The organism is Kribbella sp. NPDC050470 (genome assembly GCF_044458365.1).
Taxonomy (GTDB): Bacteria; Actinomycetota; Actinomycetes; order Propionibacteriales; family Kribbellaceae; genus Kribbella.
Genome location: NZ_JBITHV010000007.1, coordinates 512384 through 531860, shown reverse-complemented (window position 1 = coordinate 531860; position 19477 = coordinate 512384). Strand labels below are relative to the sequence as shown.

At 69.2% G+C, this 19477-nt stretch carries 18 protein-coding genes; 10 read left to right on the top strand and 8 right to left on the bottom strand.

Going from position 1 to position 19477, the window contains the following annotated elements; translation table 11 throughout:
- Nucleotides 1–6 precede the first annotated feature (6 nt).
- On the top strand, nucleotides 7–1422 hold the full coding sequence (locus ACIBGM_RS23640; RefSeq protein ID WP_396386784.1) for a mycothione reductase: 1416 nt from the start codon (nucleotides 7–9) through the stop codon (nucleotides 1420–1422).
- Here ACIBGM_RS23640 and ACIBGM_RS23635 read toward each other — a convergent pair.
- On the bottom strand, nucleotides 1405–2859 hold the full coding sequence (locus ACIBGM_RS23635; RefSeq protein WP_360537363.1) for an LLM class flavin-dependent oxidoreductase: 1455 nt from the start codon (nucleotides 2857–2859) through the stop codon (nucleotides 1405–1407). The genes ACIBGM_RS23640 and ACIBGM_RS23635 overlap by 18 nt on opposite strands.
- A gap of 33 nt (nucleotides 2860–2892) precedes the next feature.
- Between ACIBGM_RS23635 and thpR the strand changes: the two genes are divergently transcribed.
- A complete protein-coding gene (gene thpR, locus ACIBGM_RS23630; protein ID WP_396386783.1) occupies nucleotides 2893–3456 on the top strand; it encodes an RNA 2',3'-cyclic phosphodiesterase in 564 nt (187 codons plus the stop codon).
- A 46-nt stretch (nucleotides 3457–3502) separates the two neighbouring features.
- On the opposite strand, the gene ACIBGM_RS23625 is transcribed toward thpR, so the two are convergent.
- Complete coding sequence (locus tag ACIBGM_RS23625; protein ID WP_396386782.1) at nucleotides 3503–4135, bottom strand: DUF2867 domain-containing protein; 633 nt, start codon at nucleotides 4133–4135, stop codon at nucleotides 3503–3505.
- A 356-nt stretch (nucleotides 4136–4491) separates the two neighbouring features.
- Complete coding sequence (locus tag ACIBGM_RS23620) at nucleotides 4492–5571, bottom strand: LacI family DNA-binding transcriptional regulator (RefSeq protein WP_396386781.1); 1080 nt, start codon at nucleotides 5569–5571, stop codon at nucleotides 4492–4494.
- Nucleotides 5572–5657: 86 nt separating this feature from the next.
- On the opposite strand from ACIBGM_RS23620, the gene ACIBGM_RS23615 reads away from it, so the two are divergent.
- The 3 genes from ACIBGM_RS23615 (at nucleotide 5658) to ACIBGM_RS23605 (ending at nucleotide 8931) form a co-directional block, all read left to right on the top strand.
- Nucleotides 5658–7292, top strand: a complete 1635-nt coding sequence (locus tag ACIBGM_RS23615; RefSeq protein WP_396386780.1) for an acyltransferase — start codon at nucleotides 5658–5660, stop codon at nucleotides 7290–7292.
- A 69-nt stretch (nucleotides 7293–7361) separates the two neighbouring features.
- Complete coding sequence (locus tag ACIBGM_RS23610; RefSeq protein WP_396386779.1) at nucleotides 7362–7577, top strand: hypothetical protein; 216 nt, start codon at nucleotides 7362–7364, stop codon at nucleotides 7575–7577.
- A 241-nt stretch (nucleotides 7578–7818) separates the two neighbouring features.
- Complete coding sequence (locus ACIBGM_RS23605) at nucleotides 7819–8931, top strand: hypothetical protein (protein ID WP_396386778.1); 1113 nt, start codon at nucleotides 7819–7821, stop codon at nucleotides 8929–8931.
- Here the strand turns inward: ACIBGM_RS23605 and ACIBGM_RS23600 are convergent.
- On the bottom strand, nucleotides 8861–10150 hold the full coding sequence (locus tag ACIBGM_RS23600; protein WP_396386777.1) for an MFS transporter: 1290 nt from the start codon (nucleotides 10148–10150) through the stop codon (nucleotides 8861–8863). The genes ACIBGM_RS23605 and ACIBGM_RS23600 overlap by 71 nt on opposite strands.
- A 13-nt stretch (nucleotides 10151–10163) precedes the next feature.
- Nucleotides 10164–10763 carry a helix-turn-helix domain-containing protein gene (locus ACIBGM_RS23595; RefSeq protein ID WP_396386776.1) on the bottom strand — a complete coding sequence of 200 codons (600 nt, stop codon included), beginning with the start codon at nucleotides 10761–10763 and terminating at the stop codon, nucleotides 10164–10166.
- Nucleotides 10764–10953: 190 nt separating this feature from the next.
- Here ACIBGM_RS23595 and ACIBGM_RS23590 point away from each other — a divergent pair, with 190 nt between their 5' ends.
- The 3 genes from ACIBGM_RS23590 (at nucleotide 10954) to ACIBGM_RS23580 (ending at nucleotide 13897) form a co-directional block, all read left to right on the top strand.
- Complete coding sequence (locus tag ACIBGM_RS23590; RefSeq protein ID WP_360537379.1) at nucleotides 10954–11319, top strand: hypothetical protein; 366 nt, start codon at nucleotides 10954–10956, stop codon at nucleotides 11317–11319.
- A gap of 71 nt (nucleotides 11320–11390) precedes the next feature.
- On the top strand, nucleotides 11391–12755 hold the full coding sequence (locus tag ACIBGM_RS23585) for a class I SAM-dependent methyltransferase (protein ID WP_396386775.1): 1365 nt from the start codon (nucleotides 11391–11393) through the stop codon (nucleotides 12753–12755).
- On the top strand, nucleotides 12755–13897 hold the full coding sequence (locus tag ACIBGM_RS23580; RefSeq protein ID WP_396386774.1) for a hypothetical protein: 1143 nt from the start codon (nucleotides 12755–12757) through the stop codon (nucleotides 13895–13897). The genes ACIBGM_RS23585 and ACIBGM_RS23580 overlap by 1 nt, the downstream gene beginning before the upstream one ends.
- Before the next feature lie 462 nt (nucleotides 13898–14359).
- Here ACIBGM_RS23580 and serC read toward each other — a convergent pair whose 3' ends face one another.
- Nucleotides 14360–15487, bottom strand: coding sequence for a phosphoserine transaminase (gene serC, locus ACIBGM_RS23575; RefSeq protein WP_396386816.1), 1128 nt, complete (start codon nucleotides 15485–15487; stop codon nucleotides 14360–14362).
- 177 nt (nucleotides 15488–15664) lie between these two features.
- Nucleotides 15665–16528: a phytanoyl-CoA dioxygenase family protein gene (locus ACIBGM_RS23570; RefSeq protein WP_396386773.1), complete on the bottom strand. Its 864-nt coding sequence runs from the start codon at nucleotides 16526–16528 to the stop codon at nucleotides 15665–15667.
- 123 nt (nucleotides 16529–16651) lie between these two features.
- Here ACIBGM_RS23570 and ACIBGM_RS23565 point away from each other — a divergent pair, with 123 nt between their 5' ends.
- Nucleotides 16652–17428: a helix-turn-helix domain-containing protein gene (locus ACIBGM_RS23565; RefSeq protein WP_396386772.1), complete on the top strand. Its 777-nt coding sequence runs from the start codon at nucleotides 16652–16654 to the stop codon at nucleotides 17426–17428.
- Here the strand turns inward: ACIBGM_RS23565 and ACIBGM_RS23560 are convergent, their stop codons facing one another.
- On the bottom strand, nucleotides 17429–18541 hold the full coding sequence (locus ACIBGM_RS23560; RefSeq protein WP_396386771.1) for a citrate synthase 2: 1113 nt from the start codon (nucleotides 18539–18541) through the stop codon (nucleotides 17429–17431).
- Nucleotides 18542–18751: 210 nt separating this feature from the next.
- On the opposite strand from ACIBGM_RS23560, the gene ACIBGM_RS23555 reads away from it, so the two are divergent.
- Entirely contained in the window at nucleotides 18752–19453 is a 702-nt protein-coding gene (locus tag ACIBGM_RS23555; RefSeq protein WP_360537335.1) for a hypothetical protein, read from the top strand.
- The last annotated feature ends 24 nt before the right edge of the window (nucleotides 19454–19477 follow it).

The following is a 19477-nucleotide window of genomic DNA, read 5'->3' as shown; positions in this document are numbered from 1 at the left end:
TGAGGTGTGACTCATTACGACCTGGTGATCATCGGGACCGGTTCGGGAAACACCATCGTGAACCGGCGGTTCACGGACTGGAAGGTGGCGATCGTCGAGCGCGACACGTTCGGCGGCACCTGCCTGAACGTCGGCTGCATCCCGACCAAGATGTTCGTCCACACCGCCGACCTGGCCGCGACGCCGTCGGTCAGTTCCCGGTACGGCGTCGACGAGACGCTCGACGGGGTCCGCTGGCCCGCGATCCGGGACCGCATCTTCGGCCGGATCGACCCGATCGCCGCCGGCGGCTCGGAGTACCGGCACCACCACGCCGACAACGCGAACGTCACCGTGTACGACGGCACCGGCCGGTTCACCGGCGACAAGGAGCTGACCGTCGACGGCAAGGACGGCTCGACCAGCACGCTCACCGCCGACCAGTTCGTGCTCGCCACCGGTAGCCGGCCGATCGTGCCGTTCGTCCCCGGTCTCGAGGAGGTCGGCTACCACACCTCGAACACGATCATGCGGATCGAGGAGCTGCCGCGCCGGCTCGGCATCATCGGCAGCGGCTTCGTCGCGGCCGAGTTCGCGCACGTGTTCTCGTCGTACGGCGTCGAGGTCACGCTGATCGCCCGCTCCGGGCTGCTGATGCGGCACGAGGACACCGAGATCGCCGAGCGGTACACCGAGATCGCACAGGGCAAGTACGACGTCCGCCTCGACCACGACACGGTCAGCGCGAAGCGGCAGGCGGACGGCTCGATCGCGCTGGAGATGCTCAGCCCGAACGGCGTCGACGAGCTCGTGGTCGACGAGGTCCTGGTCGCCGTCGGCCGGACGCCGAACTCGGACACGATGAACCTGGACGCCACCGGTGTCGTGGTCGACGCCGAGCAGCGGGTGGTCGTCGACGAGTACCAGCAGACCAACGTCGACGGCATCTACGCGCTCGGTGACGTCACGTCACCACACCAGCTGAAGCACGTCGCGAACCACGAGGCGCGGGTGGTGAAGCACAACCTGCTCAACCCGGACGCCCGGATCACCTCCGACCACCGCTTCGTCCCGCACGCCGTCTTCAGCTCGCCGCAGGTCGCCGCCGTCGGCCTCACCGAGGAGCAGGCCCGCGAGCGCGGGATCCGGTACGTCGTCGGTCGCCAGCAGTACGCCGACATCGCCTACGGCTGGGCGATGGAGGACACCACCGGCTTCGCCAAGATCCTGGCCGACGCCGACACCGGCCAGATCATCGGCTGCCACATCATCGGCCCGCAGGCGTCGTCGGTGATCCAGCCGGTCATCCAGGCGATGAGCTTCGGCCTGGACGCCTACTCGATGGCCCGCAACCAGTACTGGATCCACCCCGCCATGTCCGAGCTGATCGAGAACGCCCTGCTCAAGCTGGACTTAGGTCGTGACCTAAAGCCGAAAAGCTGAGATCACCTCGCCGACCGTCTCCAGGGTGTCGAGGTCGGGGACGCTGATCATCACCTCGGCGACCCCGGCCTCGGACAGTTCGCGGAAGCGCCCGATCTGGTCGGCGACGGTCCCTGCGTTGACCGACGCGGCATAGCGAGCCGGGTCCTGGTTGCGGGGGCGGAGCCTGCCGACCAGCTCGTCGACGTCCCGGTGGTCCTTGCCCACCAGGGTTGTGGACAGATGCGTCAGCTCCACAGAGTGGCTGAGTTCCCGCACGATGCGGACCCGCTTGCGCACCTGCGCGACGTCGCCGAACACATTCACGGCATCGGCGTAGCGTGCCGCCAACCGCAAGGTCTGCGGCCCGCTTCCGCCGACCAGCAACGGCAACCGCTCCTGCAGCGGTCGCGGATAGCAGGTGGTGTCCGGCACGTCGAGCACCTTGCCGTGGAACGGTTTGTTACCTGGTCCCCACAAAATCGGCAGCAGTTGCAACGCGTCCTCGAGCAGGCGATAGCGGTCGGGTACGGACGGAAACGGCCACCCGTACGCCTTGTGCTCCTGCTCGAACCACGCCAGCCCGACACCGCAGACAGCACGCCCACCACTCAGTACGTCGAGCGTCGCGGCGATCTTCCCCAGATGCGCGACGTTCCGGTAGGTGATCCCGGAGACCAGCGTCCCGAGCCGCACCCGCGACGTACAGGCGGCCAGGTACCCGAGCGTCGTCCAGCTCTCCAGGAAGTCTTCCCAGGCCCGCCCCACTTGCGGAATCTGCCGGAAGTGGTCCATCACGTAGATCGCGTCGAAACCGGCAGCCTCCGCCCGGCCGGCGACCTCCCGGATCCAGCTCGCGGTGCCCGTCCGACCGGCCTTGTGGGTGTAGCTGCTCAACTGCAGCCCGAACCGCAACCCGGTCGGCGTCTCCTCCTGCCGAAGCGCCGCCGCTCCCGCCTCGACGAACGCCGACGGTACGACGCGAACCACGGCCGGCTCGAGCACGTCGTCGTACCCGTCGGTCGGCAACTCCTGCTTCGCCGCGGTCCAGGATCGCAACTGCGAGGTCAGCGCATCGGCCGGGATCCGCTTGGCTCGCTCCCGGTTCCGCCGGCGGCACTCGGCCGCGGGAGTGTCGAAACCCACCGCAACACAAGGCATCCCGGCGTCCCGTGCCAGCCCGAGCCAGCGCAACCGCCGCTCCCGGTCCAGCCCGAGGGTGTCGATCACGGTCGTCAGCCGACGCCCGATTCGTTGCCGCACCACCTCTTCCAGCAACGTGAACGCATCCGCACTGGCCGCGATGTCGTCCTCCCCGGCCCCCACGAGTGCCCGCAGCCGATCACTCGACACGATCAGCTCCGCAGCGAACCGCTCCGCCGCCCACGTCGACTTCCCCGACGCCCCCGGCCCGGCCAGGATCACCACGCACGGCGACGGCAGCTTCAGCTCATCCACAAAAGCAGTTTCGCGCACGGATACGATTTCTGGATGCGATTGTTCGTGGCCGTGGTGCCACCAATTGACGTTGTGGAGGATCTGAGCGAGTTCGTGGAGCCGCGGCGGGAGCATCCGGATGACGACATCCGGTGGGCCACGGACGAGCACTGGCACATCACGCTGGCCTTCCTCGGCGAGGTGCCGGACTGGAAGACCGACGAGCTCGGGGAGCGGCTGGAGCGGGCCGCCAAACGGCAGTCGCCGTTCGAGCTGCAACTCACCGGAGCCGGCGCGTTCCCGGGCGTGCCCGACGCCCGGGTGCTGTACGCCGGGGTGCGCGACGACACCGAGTCGCTCAAGCACCTGGCGATGACCACGCGGGCCGCGGCCAACCGCGCCGGCGTCACTGTGGAGGGCCGGAAGTTCACCCCGCATGTCACCTTGGCCCGGTTGCGCCGGCCGGTCGACGCGACCCGGTGGGTCCGGATCTTCGACACGTACGACGGTCCGTCGTGGACTGCGGGGAGCCTGCAGCTGATCGAGTCCCGGCTCGGCGAGGGCCCGGGACGCAATGCGGCGTACACCACAGTGGGCGAATGGGAGTTCTTAGGTTAGCTCCTCCTCGCCACCTTCCTGGTCAAGTCCGGGCACCGGGATCGACTCAAACTGGTCTGGACCGGAGTTGCCACCGCGGTCGCGACCGCGGTGGCAAGTTGTTCGCCTGATTCGCCCACTCCTCGTCGATGCCCTTGAGCAGCGGGGGATGGACGAGGATGTGGCGGAACGGCAGGATCGCGGCCATGTAGAGCGCGCCCAGCCGGCCGTTCGGTTTCACCAGGACGGCCATCTGGCTGTGGTACCCGCCGCTGCCGTCGGGGACCCAGGTCAGGTGCATGACCGCGTGGCAGGTCTTGTTGGACATCTCGGCGGCGAACTCGTCCTTGGTCAGGAACACCGAGCTGAACGGGAGCTTGTCGAACTCCGGCCCGGCCGGGCCGTCGCGCAGGTCGGCCGGCAGCCGGTCGCGCAGGGTCGCCACCCGGGAGCCGACCTTCGCCTCCGGGCTGTCCCAGCCGAACCACTCGCCGAGCTTCCAGCGGATCGCGAACAGCGTCCGGGCGATCCAGGACGGGTTGTCACTGGTGTCCCCACCCGACATCATCCGCAGCAGCCTCGGGAAGTCGTCCGGACCGCCGGGCGTCGGCAACGCCCAGACATCCTCGACCGTGAACCCCTCATCGATCTCGTGCATCCGCCACGGCGGATCCGTGTACGCGGACTTCGGCAGCTTCATTGCTCTCCCTCCAGAGAAATCCTCAACACACCGGCAACCGCGCGAACGGCGTACTGCTCGTCGTGCGGCACCTGCCCGGCAAGGGCGATGACAGTTCCTTCGAGCGCCCCCACGAAGGCGCTCGCAACCACCTTGGCCGAGGCGCCCGACGCAATCCAACACCCTCCGAAACCACCCGATTTCACAGAGTCTTCAAACTCGCCCCTCCGGAGGCAACCTCCGACCTCGAGGGATATCCACTGAGGTGGGGGGTTGCCCACTGGGAATTTCGGGGGCAACCCCCGAGTTGAGGGGGCAACCCTTAGCGGCGGCCGGGGCGCGAGCGCAGGGGGCAACCCCTCGGCGGGGGTAACCCCTCAGCGGCGGGCGGGACCCGAGGACTCGCGGGGGTGGAGCTCGCCGGCCGGGGCCTGCTCGTGGAGGTCCGGGTCGCCGGTGGCGACGCGGAGGAGGAGGTCCGCGGCGGCCCGGCCGCGTTCCATCGTCTTCTGGTCGATCGCGGTGATCCCCGGCCGCGCCAGCTCGCACAGCGGCGAGTCGTCCCAGGCGAGGATCGACACCTCACCCGGTACGGCGGTCCCGAGGTCCATCGCCACCCGGAGCGCGGCCACCGCCATCAGGTCGTTGCCCAGCACGATTGCGGTCGGCGGGTTCGGGTCCGTGAGCAACCGGCGGGTCAGCTCGGCGCCGTCGTCGTACCGGTAGCTGCCCTCGACGTGCCGCACCGTCATCCCGCGCTGCTCGGCCCCCTCGCCCAGCATCCGCACCCGCAGCTGCTCGTGGACGAAGGTGAACGGCCCGCTGATGTGCGCGATGTCGCGGTGCCCGAGCTCGGCCAGGTGGTCGAGCAGCAGCGTGACCGTCTCGACCGGCGAGCTGATCAGCCGGCCGACCTGGTCGTCGGGGTCGTTGGAGCTGACCACCACGCACGGCATCCCGAGCTCCTTGAGCAGCGTGATCCGTGGGTCGTCGTCGTGCTCGTCGAACAGGATGAACCCGTCCACCCGCCCCTGCCGGGACCATCTCCGCAGTACGTCGAGATCCTCGCCGTGCTCGCCCGTCAGCCGGAGCAGCAGCGACGAGTCGACCTCGTTCAGGTACTGCTCGATGCCGACCAGGGTGCGCATGTAGAACGCCTCGGTGGAGATCAGCGCGGGGTCGCGCGCGATCACGATGCCGATCGTCCGGGTCCGGCTCGCGGACAGCGCGACGGCGGCCGAGTTCGGGTGGAAGCCGAGCTCCTCGGCCAGGTCGAGCACCCGCTGCCGGGTCTCCTCGCTGACACCGGCCCGGCCGTTCAGCGCGTACGAGACCGACGCCTTCGAGATGTGCAGACGGCGTGCGAGGTCACTGATGGTGACTCGCCGGCGCCCGCCACTGCTCGCCGGACCGTCGTCGGGGTTGTCCCCGCCGGCCAAGGATCCGGGTATCGTCATGTCTGCCTGGTACCCCGCACAGCCGAGAGAGTAGCAGCGACTTTTCCGGGGTAGCGGTGATCCCAAGGTTTGGATAGCGTTTTCCCATGACCTATGGTGAACCGCTGCGACTGGATTTCCTGCCCTGGGAGTACGCCCGGATCGGCTCCGACGACGAGCGCAAGCGCCAGGCCGAGCGGCAGCAGCGGCTCGGTGGGTCGCTCGCGCTGGCCGACGACGTGTACGTCGCGGAGTCGGCGGCCGTGTACTGCGACGAGCTCCGGATGGGGGCGCGGTCGTACATCGCGGCGCACGCGTACGTGACCGGGCACATCACGCTCGGGTCGGACACCACGATCAACCCGTTCTCGGTGGTCCGCGGCCGGATCACCATCGGCGACGGTGTCCGGATCGGGGCGCACACGTCGCTGCTGGCGTTCAACCACGGCACCGCACCGGGAGAGCCGATCTTCCGGCAGAAGCACACCGCACTCGGCATCACGATCGGCGACGACGTCTGGATCGGCTCGAACGTGACGGTCCTGGACGGCGTCACCATCGGCCCGCACTCGATCATCGGCGCCGGCGCGGTCGTCACCAAGGACGTCCCCGCCAACACGATTGCCGCCGGCAACCCGGCGCGCGTACTGCGTTCCCGCTCGGGCGAATCCACGGTCCGGTCGGGCAGCCTTTCCCAGCGACTCGCTGCTTTCACGGCCAAGGCTCGCGAGCAGGTGGACGACGTACTGAAGCACAGCTGGGACGGCGAGCGTTTCGTCGACCGCCCCGGTCTCGGGCACGAGCCCGCGATCCGCCCGTGGTGCGACGCGATCGAGATCGCAGACGTCCTGGTACGACGTACGCCGGAAGGACACACGCGCGACGACCTGGTCCGCCGCCTGCGTCATCGTCAGGATCCCGCGACCGGACTGGTCTCACCAGGAGACCTCGCGGATGCCGGTATCGACGTACCCGCGGATGACAAACTGTCCGTCCTGCAAGGCCCGGCGAGCTATCACGTGCTCTGTGTCGGCTACGCGTTGCAGGTGCTGGACAGCAGCTTCGAGCACCCGATCACCACCGACTTCACACCCGAGGAGCTCGACAAGCTGCCGTGGGAGCGGCACGCCTGGTCGTCCGGTTCGGGGATCGATGCCCTCGGCACCGCGTTGGCCCGGAACCTCAAGGATCATGGCGAATCAGGCCCGTTGGAGACCTTGATGGGGTGGCTCCTGCTGCGCGTCGATCCCGCGACCGGCATGTGGGGCCGGCAGCATCCGGACGACGGCTGGTTGCAGGTCGTCAACGGCTTCTACCGGCTGACGCGCGGGACGTACGCGCAGTTCGGGTTGCCGTTGCCGTACCCGGAGCAGGCGGTCAAGACGGTGCTTGCTCACAGCAACGATCGGCGGATGTTCAGCGGCGACGGCTACAACGCGTGCAACGTGCTGGACGTGATCCACCCGCTCTGGCTGGCCGGCAAGCAGACCGACGTGGGCCGGGCCGACGGCACCCGGTGGGCCGAGGATCAGCTCACCCGCATCCTGGATCGCTGGGTCGACGGCGCCGGGTTCGCGTTCGCGCCGGACGGGACCGACGACCGCGCCATCCCCGGGCTGCAGGGCACCGAGATGTGGCTGTCCATCATCTGGCTGCTCTCGGACTACCTGGGCCTGTCCGACGCCGTCGGCTACCGCCCGCGCGGCGTCCACCGCCCCGAGCCACTGGTCAGCCCTCGCTGAACCACCCGAACGCGCCGAGGTCGGTGCCGATCGCGCGAACTTCGCGTGGTAAGACTTCACGAACCCAGTGTGACTTCGCCCGAGGGGACCGAGCAGGCACTGACCGCTCTGCAGGAGGCCATGGCGCCGTGGCGCGCCGGCAAGCTCCCGCCCACCGGCTCGTCCTCCTGGAACACTCTCCACGACAGCTACAGCGCCACAGAGCTCACCCGCCTGCGCGCGATCAAACAGCGGGTGGACCCGTCGGGTGTCCTGGTGGGCAACTATTCATTGGGGGTCCACTAATCTGGCGGAGTGGACCCCCGCACGCGCCGACTGGTGACCTCGCTCGTATTGGCCGCCCTGGTCGCCATGGTCGTCATCGCCGCCCTCGTCCGCTGACACGTCTCCAACTAACGTAGGGCCGCATGACTGTACTGATGCCACGCCTCCGGCGCGGCGGGTCATGGGGCTGGAACTCCCGGCCTTCCCTCGTCACTCCGGTCGCTGCGCTCCCTCCACTCCTCAGTCCAGGCCGGGAGGCCCCATGACCGGCACCACGGGCGCGCGGTCGCCGTACCTGATGCGGGCGGGGCTGGTCCGCAACGTCCGGTCCGCCGAGCACCTGACCACCTTCGTGGTGTCCGGGGTGGCGACGGTCCTGATCACCCGCCTGTTCCTCGGCCTGAGCGGCTACCCGCAGATCGGCGGCAAGGGCCTGCACATCGCCCACGTCCTCCCGGGCGGCCTGCTGATGCTGGTCTCGATCTCCCTGCTGCTCGCGTACGTCGGCCCCGTCGTGCGGCCCGCGGCGGCACTGATCGGTGGCGTCGGCTTCGGCCTGTTCATCGACGAGGTCGGGAAGTTCGTCACCTCGGACAACAACTACTTCTACCAACCGACCGCGGCGATCGTGTACGTCGTCTTCGTGCTGATCGTGCTCGGCAGCCGGTTCCTCACCACCCGCCGTCCGATCGACGAACGGGAGCAGCTGGCCAACGTGGTCGACCACGCCGTCGAAGGGGTCGCAGGCGGCCTGTCGCGGCGCCGGCTGGCCAAGGCCTCGGAGCAGCTTCGCCAGGTCAGCCTGGACGTCGACGGTCGCCGCGAGACCAGGGAGCTGCTGGCCGCGTGCCCGGCCGACGAGGTGGAGCTCGCCGCTCCGGTCGACGCCGCGTGGCAGGCGTTGCAGCGTGGGTTCGACCGGCTGGCCACGCATCCACTCGCGCCTCGGGTGGCAGTCGCCGTACTGGTCATCCAAGCGATCGGTGCGCCCGCCATCGCCGCCGGGCTCCGGTTCGACGACGGGCTGGCCGCGGACCTGCCGGTCCTTGGGGTGGCGGCAGGAAGCTTGCTGTCGGCCTCTTTCACGCTGCGCGGCGGACTGCAGTTGCGGAAGGGGAACAGGGTCCGTGCGATCCGCTTGTTCGAACTGGCGGTGCTGGTGTCGTTGCTGGTCACGCAGGTGTTCCAGTTCGCGGGCACGCAGTTCGCGGCGGTGAGCGGGATGCTGCTCGACCTCGCACTGCTCGGCCTGCTGAGTGCGGAGCGGGACCGGCTGCGTCGCAAGGAGACCGAGGCGAAGAAGGCTAAGACGTGGGGACTGCCACCGGATCCGAATCGGCCGCCGTTCCCCGAGGACCCGTCGGATCCTGTGTAGCCTTCCAGCTCTCGTTGCGGCCGAAGAACAGCGGGGACGTGGTCGCGACGAAGTACACCGCGCCGGCTGCGAGCAGCGCCGGCACCAGACCGACGCCTGCGATCGCCGCACCGGCCACAACGCCACCGAGCGGTACGCCGAGCCACGCAACCGAGTCGGCGAGCGAGCTGACCCGGCCCAGCATGTGCCTGGGGATGCGCTCGATGAATAGCGCACCCAGCACCGGGTTGATGAAACCGGCTCCGACACCGCCGACGGCGTACACGGCCATCACAACCCACACGGGCGCGTCGAAGGCCATCACCACGAACCGCGGCGCACCGCAGATCAGGAACGCCACCGTGAAGACCAGCTTGCGCGGGATGCGATCGCCGACTGCTGACGCGACGAGGGCGAACAGGGTCGCGGTCACTCCGAACGACGTGAGGATCAGGCTGGTGTGGCCGGGCCCGAAGCCGTGCTCCTTGATCCAGACCGGCAGCAGTACGGCGCCGACCGCAGCGTCGAGCAGGTTGGTCACCGCGATCATCATGACAAGCGGCATCATCAGCTTGTCCCTGCTGAGGAACCGCCAGCCGTCGAGCAGCCGCTCCTTGTAGCTCCCGTCGTCCTGCCGGTCGGCCTTCTCGTGCTTCCTGGGGATCCAGCGGTAGATGAGTACGGCGCACACGCCGAACGAGGCCGCGTCGATCCACAGCGCGTTGACCTCGCCGACCAGAGTGATCAGCCCGCCGGCGACAGCGAACGCGATGAACCCGGCCAGTCGCTCGGTCGTGCTCTCCAGGCCGGTCACGCGTTCCAATGGCACCTTCGCGGCGTGCGCGATGTCCGGGATGAGCGTTGCCTTGGCGGCATCACCTGGCCCGCGGAGTGCCCCGGCTACGGCGACCAGCGCGAGCAACAGCGGGAACGACAACGCGTTCATCGTGTGCAGCAAGGGGATCAGCGCCACCACACCGGTGCTGGCCGTGTCCGCGATCACACTGATCCGTCGCGGCCCGACTCGATCGATCATCGGTCCGCCGACCGCCTTGGACAGCACCAGCGGGCCCATCTCCGCCAGCGCCACCACACCGGTCTTGAACGGCGAGCCCGTGGTCGTCAGCACGAACCAGGGGATCGCGATCGCACTGACGCGGGTGCCGCAGATCGACACCACGTTGGCGACCAGGAACGCCACCAGCGGTGCCCGGTCTCCACGTGCTTCTGCGGACGTCACGTCGTACCTCGCCTTACCGGGTCTCGCGCGGGTACGCCTGGATCTGGACCGATACCTGCTCGGCGCCCTCAGGCAGCGGAGCGGTGAGGTCCGGCGTCTTGTACTTCTCGAACACCGCCGTCACCTCCGCGAGCATCGCCTTCAGCTCGTCGGGGCGGAGGTGGAACATGTAGTCCGACAGCATGCTGGCGTCGCGCCACTCCGGCGGCAGTGTCTGCATCGCGTCGATGAACCCGAACATGTTCTCCGCGTACGTCTGGCCGATCCCGTGCAGGAAGCCCAGCGTCAGCTCCGGCTCCTGGTCGAGCAGCTCGGCCGCGTCGAACGCCGTGCCCTGGTGCGCCGACTTCCACCACCGGTCCCGCGCGTTCCCGCGGGTGTCGTCCTCCTCGACCAGGCCTGCCTCGGCCAGCTGCCGCAGGTGGTAGCTGGTGGCACCGGTGTTCACCCCGAGCCGGCCGGCCAGCGTGGTGGCCGTCTGGGGGCCGTACATCCGCAGCAGTCCGAGCATGCGGTTTCGCATCGGGTGCGCGAGGGCCCGGATCAGGTGCCGGTCCAGGCGGACTGTCTTGCCGCCGATCAGCGCGGCCTCTGCGGGTTCGTCGTCGCTCATGAGTCCGAGAGTAGGACTGCAAAGACGGTTTGCAAAGAGATTTTGCAAACTGATTGTGCGGTTGGTTGTCCACAGGCTGCGAATCGGTGGTCGGGCGGGGGTGGGATCGCGGCATCTTCTCTGTCGAGAAACGGGACCGGATGTGCCGCCGTGGCCGCCGGACCGTCCGACGAAACGGAGAGAACCAGCCATGATGCGTGTGATGCTCGAGGCCGACGACTACTGCGACGTCCCGGCCGAGCTGATGACGTTCGACGACGGCGTGGTGGTGTTCTGGCGCGACGGCGAAGAGGTCGGCAGGCACCGCCAGGCGCGCATCCGGTCCCTGGAGCTGCTCGACACGCGCTCGATGACCCATCGGATCAAGACGGCCCGCAAGAACCACCCGAACGCGTTCCGCCCCTGGTCCGCCGAGGAGGAGCAGACCCTGGCCGAGCTCTTCCGTGGCGGCGCGACCAAGGACGAGCTGGTCGAAGCCCTGGGGCGTCAACAGGGCGGGATCGCCACCCGCCTGCGCAGCCTGGGGCTGCTGAAGGAGGACGAGAAACTCGAGTGACGCAGGGTAGCTGTGCGGGGTCGGGCGAGACCCTTTTGTGATCGACCCAAGCGGTCGGGGACAATGGCGCGATGCAGTCAGACGTGGATCCGGATCGGAGCTCCGGCGAGCCGGCCACCGGTTCCGGAGCGGAGTCCGGCGTGCGCGACGTGATCCGTCCCGCGCTGCTGGACCAGACCGGCCTCGTTCGCGCGGTCGCCTCGGGCCGCCGCCGCGGGCTGGAACCACCGCTTTACCAGCGCGTGGAGCTCCGCTACGTCGACCTCAAGGACGTCCGCCACCTGCAGATCACCGAGTACGACGAACGCCAGGCGCACACCCGCAACGTCGCCGGACCGGAGGTCGAGAAGGCCGTCGACGAGCTGCTGGACCTCCCGTACGGGACGTGGCACGTCGAGACGACGACCGAGACGCTTCGGCTGCGGTACACGAAGAAGGGCAAGGAGTTGCTGCACCGGCAGTCGGACAGCCGGGAGCAGACGACCAGCCACGACCGCGTGAAGCAGCGGGTGCTCGAGCCGAGTGCGCCGTTCCTGATCGAGCTCGGGATCAGCGACCATCACGGCCGGGTGAAGCCGTCCCGGCAGGCGAAGTACAAGCAGGTCGAGGAGTTCTGCAAGCAGCTCGCGCCGGCCCTCGACGAGGCGATCTCCGCGGGTCGGATCGCCACCGGCAGGCCGCTGGAGGTGGTCGACCTCGGCTGCGGTAACGCGTACCTGACGTTTGCGGCCTACCACCTGCTGACCGCGGCCGGTCACGACGTACGGATGACCGGCATCGACCACAACCCGGCGGCGCGCAAGCGCAACACCCGGGTCGTGACGGCGCTCGGCTGGCAGGAGCACCTGCGCTTCGTCGACGCGACCATCCAGGACGCGGAGCTCGACGTACGCCCGGACGTCGTACTGGCGCTGCACGCCTGCGACACCGCCACGGACGACGCCCTGGCCCGAGCGGTCCGCTGGGAGGCGCCGCTGGTGCTTGCGGCTCCGTGTTGCCATCACGACATCCAAAAGCAGCTCAAAGGCGTCACACCACCGGCGCCTTATGCGCTGATGACGAGATATGGCATCGTTCGTGAGCGATTTGCCGACGTCCTGACGGATACCCTCCGGGCGGCGGTCCTGCGACAGGTCGGATACCGGGTGGAGGTAGTGCAGTTCGTGGACAGCCAGCACACCCCCCGCAACCTCCTCCTCCGAGCCGCCCGAACCGGCGCCCACCCCACCCCCGACCTCGCAGCCGAATACCAGTCCCTCACCACCGACTGGCACGTAACCCCCCACCTGGCCCAACTCCTCCTCGAGCCCTCGGCCACCCCGGCGGCGCCCTCGGGTGTCGGTGCATCCGCGGCCTCGTCCTCGGCTGACACGCCTGCTGCGGCGGGATCTGCCCCCAACCCCGCCGATGGTCCCGGTGCGGAGGTGGGGTCCTGATGCGGATCCGGGCTGGCCTCGCCCTCCTGGCGGCTGGCTTCTTCAGCCTTGCCGGCACAGCTCTTCCCGCCGGAGCCTCAGCTCTCGCGCCTGCGGCCACCACCGGACAGGCGGCGTCACCGCCCTCCGCCGTCCAGGCACCTGCGGCTGATCCGTCGCCAGGGGTGAAGAAGTACTTCACGATGCGCGACGAGCGGATCACCGAGTCGTCCGGCCTCGCGAAGAGCCAGAAGTACGACCTGTGGTGGACGGTGAACGACTCCGGCGACCGCGCGCGGGTGTTCGGCGTGGACAACACCGGCAAGGTCCGGATGGTGCTCGGCTTCAAGGCGGACGTGCAGGACGTCGAGGCAGTTGCTGTGGACGGCGACGGCACGATCTACATCGCCGACATCGGCGACGCGAAGGGCAACCGGGATCAGATCGAGATCTACACGATCCCCGAACCGGCCGACCTCGCCGACAACACCAACGTGACCTACCACCGGTACGACTTCACCTACCCGGACGGCGCCCACGACGCCGAGACCCTGCTGGTCGAGCCCGGTACGAACCAGCTCTTCATCGTCACGAAGTCCTCGAAGGGCGCCGGTTCGATCTACGCGGCCCCGCCTGCCCCGTCCCGCCAGGGCACCAACGAGCTCACCAAACTCGCGCCCGCCCCGGCCGGCACCTTCACCGACGGCACCTTCCTCCCGGACGGTCAGCGAGTGGTACTGCGGACTTACACCGGCATCTCCACCATCGCCTGGGGCGAACCCCCCACCCTGGTCGCGAGCGCCACCGTCTCCGCCTCCCAAGGCGAGTCGGTTGCAGTCGGCCCGGACGGCCAGACGGTCCTGGCCGGCACCGAAGGCGCAGACTCACCCGTCTACCAGGTCCCCATCCCCGCGAAGAAGGCCGCCGCCACCCCGCCCGCCGCCTCCGTCACCCCCAAACCGGGCACCGGCAACGACTCGAGCACCGAATCAGCCAAGAGCAACAACCTCCGCTGGATCCTGATCGGCGCCGCCGCCTTCGCCCTCCTCATCACGATCATCACCTTCCCCCCAGGCCGCCGCGAACGCCTCGACCGCATGGCCGAAAACGCCCGCCTAACCGGCCAATCCCCACCCACCCCCCACCGCCGCTCCCACTCCTAACCCCCGCAAGCACCTCAGCGTGCCCGGCGCGCGCCCAGCCCCACGCCCCACGCAAGCACCTCGGTGTACGGGGTGCGGGTACAGCGCACGCCCCTTGCGAGGACCTGGGTGTGCGGAGTGCCGGCTCGGCGCACGCCTCTCGCGGACACCTGGGTATGCGGACCTTTCACAAGTTCCTGGGCGTGCCGGCAGGCGGGTACGGCGTACGTCGCTTGCGGGTTCCTGGGTGCGCGGGGTGCGGTACGGCGTACGTGTCTCGCGGGTCCGGGGGTGCGGGTACGGCGTACGTGTCTCGCGGGTTCCTGGAGTGCGGGGTGCGGTACGGCGCATGTGTCTTGCGAGGGTCCGGGGTGTGCGCGGTGCCGGCTCGGCCCACGCCTATCGCGAGCGGCTCGGTGGGCCATTGCCCGCACACGTGAGACAGCCGCCGCCCGATGGGGGCGGCGGCTGTTTGCGTGGTGATTACTTCTGGCGGTCGACCACGTAGTCGATGGCGTGGGTGAGCTTTTCTACGTCGTCGGGGTCGACCGAGGGGAACATGGCGACGCGGAGTTGGTTGCGGCCGAGTTTGCGGTAGGGCTCGGTGTCGACGATGCCGTTGGCGCGGAGGGTCTTGGCGACTGCGGCGGCGTCGATCGAGTCGTCGAGGTCGACGGTTCCGATGACGAGCGAGCGGGCGTCGGGGTCCTCGACGTACGGCGTGGCGTAGTCGGACTTCTCGGCCCACGTGTACAGCCGGTTGCTCGAGTCGGTCGTGCGGGCGACGCTCCACGCCAGGCCGCCCTGGTTGTTGATCCAGTCGGTCTGCTCCGCCATCAGGAACAGCGTGGCCAGCGACGGCGTGTTGTACGTCTGGTGCTTGGTGGAGTTGTCGACCGCGGTGGCGAGGTCCAGGAACGCCGGGATCCAGCGGCCGCTCGCGGTGATCTCCTCGACCCGGGCCAGCGCGGCCGGGCTCATCACGGCGATCCACAGGCCGCCGTCGGAGGCGAAGCACTTCTGCGGCGCGAAGTAGTAGACGTCGACCTCGTTGATGTCGACCGGCAGGCCGCCGGCGCCCGAGGTGGCGTCGATCGCGACCAGCGCGCCCTCGTCGGCGCCCTCGACCCGCTGCACCGGCGCCATCACGCCGGTGGAGGTCTCGTTGTGCGGCCAGGCGTACAGGTCGACGCCGGCTTCGGCGACTGCGACCGGCCGGGTGCCCGGGTCGGACTTGACGATGCTCGGCTCACCCAGGTGCGGGGCGAGCTGAGCGGCCTTGGCGAACTTCGAGGAGAACTCGCCGAAGCTCAGGTGCTGGCTCTTCTCCCGGATCAGCCCGAACGTCGCGACGTCCCAGAACGCGGTCGAGCCACCGTTGCCGAGCACGACCTGGTAGCCGTCCGGCAGCTGGAACAGGTCGGACACGCCCTGCTGCACGCGGGCGACCAGGTTCTTCACCGGCGCCTGGCGGTGCGACGTACCGAGCAGCTTCGCGCCCTCGGTCGCGAGCGCGGCGACGGCCTCCGGGCGCACCTTCGACGGACCCGCGCCGAAGCGGCCGTCGGCGGGCTTGAGCTCTACAGGAATCTGAATGTCGCTGGTCACCAGCGTTCCCTTCGTCGTCTGCAATTCCAGAGCCGACGACGCTGTCAGCGCACCCCATCCTCGCACACCGCCCCCGACTCCCAACCCAGGGTCTCACCCAACACGCACACACCGAACCGCGCAGGCGCGCTGGGGTGCGGCGGGAGGTGTCGGCGTCCCGGTTGGGTGGGCGGGTGGGGGTTACTCGTGTTTGCGGGTGGTGGTTTCGGTGCCGGTTAGTGTGATGACAGGGCCGTCGGGGGTGTCGGTCCATTCGCCGCAGGCGCCGCCGCCTTCGGCTACCTCGAGCTCCAGGGGACTGCCGTCCATCCGCAGTGCCGGGTGGTAGTACTTCGCGACGCGCTCGGCCTCGCCTTCGATGTAGTGGCCGATGAGGGCGCGGCGGAAGCGGTCGGTGGTGACGTTCGGGGCGCTGCCGTGGACCAGGGCGCCGTGGAAGAACAGCACGTCCCCGGGCTCCATCTCGACCGGTACGGCGGCGTCGGGGTCGGGCAGCGGGACCGTGATGTCGGTGAAGCTGATCTTGGTGTCGGCCTTCTCGGTGCACAGGATCGGCCAGCGGTGGCTACCGGGCACGACCTCGAGGCAGCCGTTCGCCGTGTCCACGCGGTCGAGCGCCATCCAGGCGGCGATGCACGTCCCCGGCTCCGCCTTCAGGTAGAAGTTGTCCTGGTGCAGCGCCTGCCCGCGGGAGCCCGGCGGCTTGAAGTAGAGCATCGTCTGGACCGCGTACGGCGACCGGCCGAGCAGCGCCGCCATCACCTGGTCGATCCGCTCGTCGGTCAGCCAGCCCAGCGAGACGTCGTCCCAGCGGTGCATCTGCGCCATCCGCGGGTACCTGCGCAGCGGGTCGCGGTTCGCGGAAGTGTGGCCGGCGAAGTCGTGCGGGTCCGACCCACGCTTCCGCAGTTCCATGTAGTGGTCCCGCAGCCGCTCGGCCTCGTCCGTGCTGAACAGGCCACGCACCAGCGTGTACCCGGTGCGGTCGAACTCTTCCTTGTACGTCGAGGCCTGGTTCTCCTCGACCTTGTACGAAACGCTCATGCGCTACTCCCGCAGTAGTGCCGGTGACTTGTCCCGGATCGCCGTACTCTGTTTCCGACACTGCAATTCTCCGAGCCGGGGCCCGGCTCGGACCACGGAGGATCGGCGCAAGGAGTTGGACTATTGACGCACGGACTGGCGGCGGGTGAACCGCTGACGTTGCGGCTGCTGTCGGCGCCGACATTCTGGCGCTGTGAGCCGAGCTGGTCGTGGGTGTCGCGGCCGCTGCCGGATCATCTGCTGTGGTGCGTGCTGGACGGCCGCGGGCGGCTGGAGCTGGACGGGGCCGAGCAGGAGCTCCATCCAGGCATCTGCGCGGTCTTCGCGCCTGGCGACGCCCCGACCGCCGGCCACGACCCCAAGCGCCGGCTGCTGGTCTTCGGCATGCACTTCGAAGCAGGCAACGGGGTGGCGCCGGCGGCGAGGTGGGGCGAGGTGGTGGATCGGGAGTTGCTGGGCGTGCTGGCGCGGGCTTGCGACGCGGGGTACCGGCGGGGCGACCTGTTGGGGAGGCGGCAGGCTGAACTGTGTCTGGAGCAGTTGCTGGGGATGATCTGGGACGCGGTGCACAACCCGGGCCGGAGTGGGACGGACACCGCGGTCGACGAGGTCGCTCGGCAGCTCCGGCAGGATCCTGGGCGGGAGTGGACGGTTGCAGAGATGGCTGGGCGGGCGGCTCTGTCCCGGGCGCAGTTCACGCGACGGTTCGTCGCGCAGTTGGGCATGTCGCCTGCGCAGTACCTCATCCAGGCGAGGATCGACCGGGCCGACCAGCTGCTGACTGAGGCCGGGATGACGGTGACGCAGGTTGCTGCTGCGCTGGGCTACACCGACGTGCCGTACTTCAGCAGGCAGTACAAGCAGCGCACCGGCAGGTCGCCCAGCTCAGCGCGCGTTTGACTAAGCCCAGTCGGGGTTCCAGCCCTCGATGGATGTGGCGGGACGGGTGGGCGGGCCGGAGTAGATGGCAGACGGGCGGATCAGGCGGCCCGTGCGCTTCTGCTCCAGCACGTGTGCGCTCCACCCGGCCGTGCGGGCGCAGGTGAACATGGACGTGAACATCGGCGGCGGTACTTCGGCGAAGTCCAGCACGATGGCCGCCCAGAACTCCACGTTCGTCTCGAGCACCCGGTCCGGCCGGCGTTCGCGCAGCTCGGTGAGTGCGGCCTGTTCCAGCGCCTCCGCGACCTCGTAGCGCGGTGCGTCGAGCTCTCGCGCCGTACGACGAAGCACGCGAGCCCGCGGGTCCTCCGCGCGGTACACGCGGTGCCCGAAGCCCATCAGCCGCTCACCGGCGTCCAGCAAGCCCTTCACGTAGGCACGCGCGTCGCCGTTGCGCTCGACACCTTCGATCATCGTCAGCACGCGTGCAGGCGCGCCACCGTGCAGCGGGCCGGACATGGCGCCGACAGCACCGGACAGCGCAGCCGCCACGTCCGCACCGGTCGATGCGATCACGCGGGCGGTGAACGTGGAAGCGTTCATGCCGTGCTCGGCGGCTGAGGTCCAGTACGCATCGACGGCCTTCACGTGCTTCGGATCAGGCTCGCCCCGCCAGCGGATCATGAACCGCTCGGTGATCGTCTTCGCCTTGTCCACCTCGCGTTGCGGCACCATCGGTTGCCCGATGCCACGAGCCGCCTGGGCGACATACGACAAGGCCATCACCGCGGCGCGGGAGAGGTCCTCACGGGCCTGTACGTCGTCGATGTCGTAGAGCGGCCGCAGACCCCAGGCGGGTGCGAGCATCGCCAGCGCGGACTGTACGTCGACCCGCACGTCGCCGGTGTGGACCGGCAGCGGGAACGGCTCGGCCGGCGGCAGACCCGGGGTGAAGGCGCCGTCGACGAGCAGGCCCCAGACGTTCTCGAACGGCACCCGGCCGACCAGGTCCTCGATGTCCACGCCGCGGTAGCGCAGCGCCGAACCTTCCTTGTCCGGCTCGGCGATCTGCGTGTCGAACGCGACCACGCCTTCCAGGCCGTGCTGCACCTCGGTCCTCGGATCTGACATGCGGCTCCCTCGTCCTCGTGGTCAGCGCACCCGGCCCACCAGCCGCCGCGCGCACTGGTAGGCGCTCAGGCAGCATAGTTCTCGGCGGCGACCCCCGGACAGATCTGTGACGCGCTCGGCACGTCGCCACCAGCAGGCGCCGCCCGGGGGATGAGACGGGGACGCGCGAGCGCGGGTGGCTGAACCTTGCAGAGGTCTAGTCTCGTGCGCATGCCTGCCAAGCCCATTCCCGGCCTCGGACTCGTTCTCGGGGTCATCATCGGTTACGTCACCATGGTCGGCACGTCGCACGCCGCCTCGAAGCTCGGCCAGCTGCGTGGCGCGATGTTCGACCAGGACCTCGGCCGTGCCCTGCCTTGGTTCGCGCTGTTGGTGGGTGTCTCCGTCGTTGCCGCTGTGCTGATGGCCGTGCCTGCCATCGGCGCCGGGGTGATGACCGGCGCCGGCGCGTTCATGACCCTGTTCGGGCTGCTCTTCCTGCTGCTCCCGCTGCGGCAGGCCTTCGACATCGTCAAGGTTTTCGAGGTGCCCGGGGCGCGGCGGCTGCTCCCGTACATGATGCTCGACGGGACGTACCTGTTCCTCGGCGTCGTCCTCCTGATCGTCGGTGTACGGCGCTGGGCGTCGGACGCCAAGGTCTACCGGCTGCTGACCGCCCAGGGACAGGCGCAGGACCGGGCGTACGGCCAGACGTACCCGGCGCAGCAGCAGTGGGGCGGCTACCCCGGCCAGCAACAACAGCCGCACCCCGGCCAGCAACCGCACCCGGGCCAGCAACCACACCCGGGCCAGCAACCGCACCCGGGCCAGCAGCCGCAGCACGGGCAGACGTTCCCCGGTCAGCAGCAACCGCAGCACTACGGTCAGCAACCGCCGGGCGGGCACCCGGGCCAGCAGCAACCACCGCGATAACTTTCTGCGCGGGGCCTGCATCTG

What these genes read in the sequence shown, in the direction of transcription:
- ACIBGM_RS23580 (WP_396386774.1), top strand. Translation starts at nt 12,755, where the DNA reads ATGCGGATCCGGGCTGGCCTCGCCCTCCTGGCGGCTGGCTTCTTCAGC.
- ACIBGM_RS23620 (WP_396386781.1), bottom strand. Translation starts at nt 5,571, where the DNA reads ATGACGATACCCGGATCCTTGGCCGGCGGGGACAACCCCGACGACGGT.
- ACIBGM_RS23555 (WP_360537335.1), top strand. Translation starts at nt 18,752, where the DNA reads ATGCCTGCCAAGCCCATTCCCGGCCTCGGACTCGTTCTCGGGGTCATC.
- ACIBGM_RS23585 (WP_396386775.1), top strand. Translation starts at nt 11,391, where the DNA reads ATGCAGTCAGACGTGGATCCGGATCGGAGCTCCGGCGAGCCGGCCACC.
- ACIBGM_RS23590 (WP_360537379.1), top strand. Translation starts at nt 10,954, where the DNA reads ATGATGCGTGTGATGCTCGAGGCCGACGACTACTGCGACGTCCCGGCC.
- ACIBGM_RS23570 (WP_396386773.1), bottom strand. Translation starts at nt 16,528, where the DNA reads ATGAGCGTTTCGTACAAGGTCGAGGAGAACCAGGCCTCGACGTACAAG.
- ACIBGM_RS23560 (WP_396386771.1), bottom strand. Translation starts at nt 18,541, where the DNA reads ATGTCAGATCCGAGGACCGAGGTGCAGCACGGCCTGGAAGGCGTGGTC.
- ACIBGM_RS23595 (WP_396386776.1), bottom strand. Translation starts at nt 10,763, where the DNA reads ATGAGCGACGACGAACCCGCAGAGGCCGCGCTGATCGGCGGCAAGACA.
- ACIBGM_RS23605 (WP_396386778.1), top strand. Translation starts at nt 7,819, where the DNA reads ATGACCGGCACCACGGGCGCGCGGTCGCCGTACCTGATGCGGGCGGGG.
- ACIBGM_RS23615 (WP_396386780.1), top strand. Translation starts at nt 5,658, where the DNA reads ATGACCTATGGTGAACCGCTGCGACTGGATTTCCTGCCCTGGGAGTAC.
- thpR (WP_396386783.1), top strand. Translation starts at nt 2,893, where the DNA reads ATGCGATTGTTCGTGGCCGTGGTGCCACCAATTGACGTTGTGGAGGAT.
- ACIBGM_RS23625 (WP_396386782.1), bottom strand. Translation starts at nt 4,135, where the DNA reads ATGAAGCTGCCGAAGTCCGCGTACACGGATCCGCCGTGGCGGATGCAC.